A 5935-nucleotide genomic window follows, 5' to 3' on the forward strand; every position below is an offset into this window, starting at 1 on the left:
CTGGTTTAGAAAAAATAATGTGCTGAAGCATCCCAATGCTGAGAACTGTTTTCAACCAAGGGCAGGGATCACACGATTTGCTTCTATTGATGAAGGAGATGATTCTAAAAAGTCTTTCAAGCGTCTGCATAGATGGCGTTATTCTCCGACAGCTTGCTATGGAAATAATGAAGTACATTTGCATCCCTATAAAATCCGGCGAATATCTGTGGCGGAAGCTTTAGCCATACAATCTTTGCCTGCAAATTTCGTACTTCCAGAAAATATGTCACTTACGAATATGTTTAAAAGTATTGGTAATGGCGTACCATATTTGGCATCGAAAGCGTTAGCTAAAAGTATTTTTGACTTCTTAGGAACTGGTGTGAAAAATGCTGTTGATATTTCTAAGCTTACTCCTGTCTAATGTCAACTTAAACACTTACAATAATTCCGGGATATCTACAAAGGCGACATCCAAGACAAGTCAGCCGCTTCTTTTCAGAATAAACTTGTAATAGATATGGTTTAATATATATATAAGAAATGTTTTAATTTTTTATAAAGTTTAATAATCAATTACTGGCAGAAGACACGATGGCAGCAGACTATCCAAACATTGATATTGCGCCATTTATCGATCACTCCCTCTTAACGCCAACTGCTACTCCAGAGCAGGTTGAGCAGTGGTGTGAAGAAGCATACAGATTCAATTTTGCGGCGGTTTGCTTGTACCCGGCCTATGTCAAACAAGCAGTCGAACTGCTGCACGGCAAGAACCCGAAAGTCTGTACGGTAATTGGCTTTCCTTCTGGTGCGACGACTTCAGCAGTGAAACTGTATGAGGCTCAAGAAGCGGCGGATAATGGGGCCACTGAGTTGGATGTAGTAATGAACTTGGGCTGGTTAAAAGCTGGCAAAACTGAAGAAGTCCACCGGGAGATTGCCGAAATTTGTGAAGAGACTGGGCAAACAGTCAAGGTAATTTTGGAAATCAACCTGTTGACAGATGCGGAGAAAAAAATAGCTGCTGAAATCTCTATGGAGGCAGGAGCGACATTCTTAAAAACCAGTACAGGCTGGAATGGTGGTGCCACAGTCGCAGATGTACGACTTTTAAAGGAACTTGCAAAAGACAGAGTGGGAATTAAAGCTTCAGGTGGTATCCATACCATCAATCAAGCTCTAGACTTAATCGTAGCGGGTGCTACTAGATTAGGCACATCTCGCGGTATGGATTTGCTCCGCCAGCGCGATAACCTGGGAAAGGGTGAATAGTCATTTGTCTTTTGTCCTTTGTCATTTGTCATTTGTCCGAAGCTAATGACCCTTGACCAATGACTAATGACTAATAACTACTAATGACTAGTGACTAATGACTAATGAGTAGAACCTACAAAGCAACGGGAATTAATCTTAAAACCCAAGTGCTGGGAGAATCGGATAAAATAGTGACGATTTTGACACCAGAATTCGGCCTGATTCGAGCAGTGGCTCCAGGGGCACGTAAGCACAACTCCAGCCTGGGCGGCAGGAGTGGTATGTTTGTTGTGAATGAACTATTGATTGCGAAAGGGCGATCGCTTGATAAAATTACTCAAGCACAGACGTTAAAAACTTATCCTGGTTTAGCTAAAGATTTAGGAAAATTAGCTGCCAGTCAGTATTTAGCAGAAATAGTCTTGTGTCAAGCTTTGAGCGAACAACCCCAAGAAGAACTTTATGAGTTGTTCAATGAACATCTCCATCGGTTGGAGGCGTTATCTAGTGCAAATCCATCTGGGGTTTTGGCTCATCTGGCTCATGGGGTGTTTCACCTTTTAGCGTTAGCAGGAATAACGCCACAAGTGCAAGTCTGCTGCCTATCTGGACACCTCCTCAAGCCAAACTTTACAGACCCAAACTGGCAGGTAGGATTTAGTATCGCTGCGGGTGGAACGGTTTCTTTAGAAGCTTGGGAACGTTTGCGAAGAGAGGGTGAAAGGGAGAGGGAGATACAAAGAAATTCATCTTTTTCTCCATCACCCAATCACCCCATTATCCCATTACCTCCAAAACCTGGCTCCCAAACAGTTGTTGTGCATCGGCAAGAAATACCTGTGATTTCTAGTCGTCCGGGTGCTATGGAACTGGCTTTGCTTCAACATCTGTCACAACCAGAGATAATGCAAATTGATGGTGCTAGAGATCATGACTGGTTATCTGTTGAACAGATTTTGCGCCAGTATGCTCAGTATCAATTAGGTCGCCCTATTCGCTCTGCTACCTTGATCGACTCTTATTTTGCTGCCAACCATGATGCAACCGTCTGATTTGGATAAAAAAATCCTGCCTTTGTCACCAAGCCTCGCTAAAAAACAGAATAGGGTATCAGATCCTACAGTAAGGAATCACTTGAGTCCTGTTTCAAAGTGTACACCTAGTCAAATAAATGGACAAGAAATGTCCCCAAAAGACGTTTCTAAAAACGATCAAGATTGCACAGATCAGATCCAAAAAACTGATATTGTAAGTCAATCAGATATACAATCTGAGGACAAATTAACCACTGCCCAAGAAAATAGCAACGGGCATTTGCCATTAGCTACTATCCCAGAAAAAGAACCACCAACATTAAATGGATCTGGTTCTGGTGGAGAAGCTGTTTCAGGAAATATCAAACAGCAGGGGTTTTTGCCTGTATTAAAAAACCCTAATTTCCTGGCTCTTTGGGGCGGTCAAGTTTTCTCCCAACTAGCAGATAAAGTTTATTTGGTGCTGATGATTGCTTTGATTAATACTCAGTTTCAGGGTAGTAATCAAAGTATTAGTGGTTGGGTATCAGCCTTGATGATGGCTTTTACAATTCCAGCCGTATTGTTTGGTTCCGTTGCTGGTGTGTTTGTTGATCGCTGGTCGAAAAAGGCTGTGCTGGTGGCAACGAATATATGGCGCGGCATCCTGGTTTTGTCAATTCCCTTTCTGATGTGGTTGACTCATGACTGGAAACCCATAGGAGTCTTGCCAGTTGGCTTTTTAATCATTCTGGGTGTGACTTTTTTAGTTTCTACGCTGACGCAGTTCTTTGCACCGGCAGAACAGGCGACAATTCCCTTAATAGTAGAAGAACAAGATTTACTCTCGGCAAATTCGCTTTATACGACAACGATGATGGCATCGGTGATTGTTGGGTTTGCTGTCGGGGAACCACTGTTAGCGATCGCCGATGGACTTTGGCTGCAAATTGGTGGTAGTGGTAGTTTGGGCAAAGAATTTTTAGTAGGTGGTAGTTATGCGATCGCGGGAATAATTTTGTTCCTCCTAGCAACTAAGGAAAAACACTACCACCCCGATACAGAATTCCCTCACGTATTTTCTGATTTGCGAGATGGTTTTGCCTACCTTAAAGCAAATCATCGTGTCCGCAATGCTTTGCTTCAGCTGATTATCTTGTTTTCTGTTTTTGCAGCATTAACTGTTCTAGCGGTTCGCATGGCGGAAATCATTCCCAACATGAAAGCCTCCCAGTTTGGCTTTTTGCTAGCAGCTGGTGGTGTTGGCATCGCTGCGGGAGCAACACTTCTAGGCCAATTTGGTCAACGCTTCTCCTATACCCAACTAAGTCTGTGTGGTTGTATGGGCATGGCAGCATCCCTGGTTGGTCTATCAATATTTACAACCCAACTGTGGCTAGTCCTGTTACTAGTGGCGCTATTAGGTATCTTTGGGGCACTAGTGGGTATTCCTATGCAAACTGCAATTCAAACAGAAACACCTCCAGAAATGCGTGGTAAAGTTTTTGGTTTGCAAAACAATGTAATTAATATTGCTCTCTCCTTACCTTTGGCATTAGCAGGTGTGGCAGAAACCTTTGTAGGATTACAGGCAGTTTTTTTGGGATTAGCTGCGATCGTCTTTTCAGGAGGTATCTTAACCTGGTATAACTCAGACAAGTAGTTATCAGCTAACAGGAGCTATTATTAATTACTTAAAAGTAATTAATATTTACTTAAAAATTTTCTGTTCATGGTAAACTATGGTCAGTGAAAATTTATCACATACTTGCGGCATATCAATCTGACATTAGTCAAAATAAGTTGTTTAAATATCATAAATTAACAACTTATAAGTAAAATAAATAAAGCCATAAATCCATTGGTTTAATCAGCTTAAAATAGGCTTTTTAAACTACATTATGTTGGAAATCTGTAATAAGTAAAAAAACCAGCAAGTATAGCTAGATAAAATAAAAATCACCAAGGACACACAAGTAATAGCTCAAACCCGCTTTTCTTACAGTTAAATAAAGAATGCGTATAGCCTGGATTGGAAAAAAATCACCCTTTTGCGGCAATGTCACCTACAGTCGAGAAATTACAAATGCCTTGCTAGATAGGGGACATCAAGTTAGCTTTCTTCACTTCGCCCAGGAAGAGTCTGAACCTGATAATTGGCCAAATCTTCGAGAGGTTTCCCTCCCTTTTATTTACAAGTCCCAGGTTTATACAATTCCCACTTTTAAAGCGACCAAACTTTTAACAGAGTCGCTGCGGGAAATCAAGCCAGATGTAGTCCATGCTTCCTTGACGCTATCTCCTCTAGACTTTTTTCTACCGGAAATATGTGAGGAACTGAGGTTGCCTCTAATTGCCACTTTTCACACGCCGTTTGCTGGAAAGGGGGCAAAGCTGGTATCGGGAACACAACTTTTGGCTTATCAGCTCTACGCACCTTTTTTAGTTAACTACGATCGCGTAATTGTATTTTCCCAAATTCAGCGAGAATTATTAGCAGGGATGGGTGTGAGGGAAGAGAATATTGCTGTAATTCCCAACGGTGTTGATACTGCCAAGTATTCTCCAGGATTTTCTCAAGTCAAAACAGAATTTAAAGCCGAACGTTTGTTTGTCTATCAGGGTCGCATAGCACCAGAGAAAAATGTTGAAGCCCTCCTCCGGGCTTGGAAGCAGTCGGCAATGGGGCCAGGTACTAAGTTGCTAATTGTTGGCGATGGGCCTTTAAAGCCTTCTTTAGAGCAGTTTTATGGTTCAGAATACGGAATTATCTGGTTGGGATTTATCGCTGATGAAGACCGACGGATCGAAATTTTGCGGGGCGCAGATGTATTTATTTTGCCTTCATTGGTAGAGGGTTTGTCCCTATCTCTGTTAGAAGGAATGTCATGTGGGTTGGCTTGTTTAGCAACAGACGTGGGTGCAGATGGAGAAGTATTGGAAAAGGGCGCAGGTATAGTTATTAATACTAAAACAGTGCGATCGCAATTAAGAACCCTCTTGCCAGTATTGCAAGACCATCCAGAGTTAACAACCTTACTGGGGCAAAAAGCTAGAGTGCGTGTATTAGACCGCTATACCCTTAGTAAAAATATTACTCTACTGGAAGAACTTTATAAAGAAGTTTTAGCACAACGACCTGTACCGCTAAGTCGCAGAGCGTAGGGAACCCCAGTTGTTACAATGGATAGTGCAGCGTTAACGAGTCAGAGCTACGCACAGTCGCTAACGCTTCTCTATAAATTAAAGCTACAAAATCAAAAAATGACTGCAATCATCGACATAAAAACATTATATGAATCCAATTACCTGCAATGGTTAGAGGAGACTATTAAATGTCTCAAAAATCGGCAATTAGCAGACGTTGACTATGAAAACTTAATAGAAGAATTGGAAGATTTGGCTAAAAATGAAAAAAGGCGAGTAAGAAGTTTATTGGAACAGATTATTAGACATTTATTACTTTATCAATATTGTGATTTAGAGAAGCCAAGAAATCCTAATCATTGGGCTGCGGAAATTATTAGTTTTCGGAACCAAATAAATGAAGATTTAAGTGCCAATTTACGCAATTATTTAGAGGTAAATTTCAGCATAATTTATAGCAATGCCTTAGATTATGTTAAAGCTAAAACAAAGCTAACTAATTTACCTGAATTATCTCCTTATACTTTAGAGCAAAC

At 41.1% G+C, this 5935-nt stretch carries 6 protein-coding genes; all 6 read left to right on the forward strand.

Annotated features, from left to right (window positions below):
* The coding region (locus VE944_RS02185; RefSeq protein ID WP_324971593.1) for a DNA cytosine methyltransferase at positions 1-406 on the forward strand (406 nt) is incomplete at its 5' end.
* A 170-nt stretch (positions 407-576) separates the two neighbouring features.
* The gene (deoC, locus tag VE944_RS02190; RefSeq protein WP_324971595.1) at positions 577-1257 is read left to right on the forward strand and encodes a deoxyribose-phosphate aldolase; all 681 of its coding nucleotides are present in this window, start codon (positions 577-579) and stop codon (positions 1255-1257) included.
* A gap of 104 nt (positions 1258-1361) precedes the next feature.
* Positions 1362-2291 (forward strand): DNA repair protein RecO, encoded by a 930-nt coding sequence (gene recO / locus VE944_RS02195; RefSeq protein WP_324971598.1) that lies wholly within the window; start codon positions 1362-1364, stop codon positions 2289-2291.
* A complete protein-coding gene (locus VE944_RS02200) occupies positions 2278-3915 on the forward strand; it encodes an MFS transporter (RefSeq protein ID WP_324971606.1) in 1638 nt (545 codons plus the stop codon). Before recO ends, VE944_RS02200 begins: the two co-directional genes overlap by 14 nt.
* A 353-nt stretch (positions 3916-4268) precedes the next feature.
* Entirely contained in the window at positions 4269-5417 is a 1149-nt protein-coding gene (locus VE944_RS02205) for a glycosyltransferase family 4 protein (protein WP_324971600.1), read from the forward strand.
* Between the two features lie 99 nt (positions 5418-5516).
* Positions 5517-5935 (forward strand): DUF29 domain-containing protein (locus tag VE944_RS02210; RefSeq protein ID WP_324971603.1); only part of this gene is annotated, 419 nt, incomplete at its 3' end.

It is taken from the genome of Nostoc sp., from assembly GCF_035638895.1.
Taxonomy (GTDB): domain Bacteria; phylum Cyanobacteriota; class Cyanobacteriia; order Cyanobacteriales; family Nostocaceae; genus Nostoc.

Bases quoted from the DNA above. Each gene is read 5' to 3' on its own strand.
- deoC (WP_324971595.1), top strand. From the start codon at position 577: ATGGCAGCAGACTATCCAAACATTGATATTGCGCCATTTATCGATCAC.
- recO (WP_324971598.1), top strand. From the start codon at position 1,362: ATGAGTAGAACCTACAAAGCAACGGGAATTAATCTTAAAACCCAAGTG.
- VE944_RS02200 (WP_324971606.1), top strand. From the start codon at position 2,278: ATGCAACCGTCTGATTTGGATAAAAAAATCCTGCCTTTGTCACCAAGC.
- VE944_RS02205 (WP_324971600.1), top strand. From the start codon at position 4,269: ATGCGTATAGCCTGGATTGGAAAAAAATCACCCTTTTGCGGCAATGTC.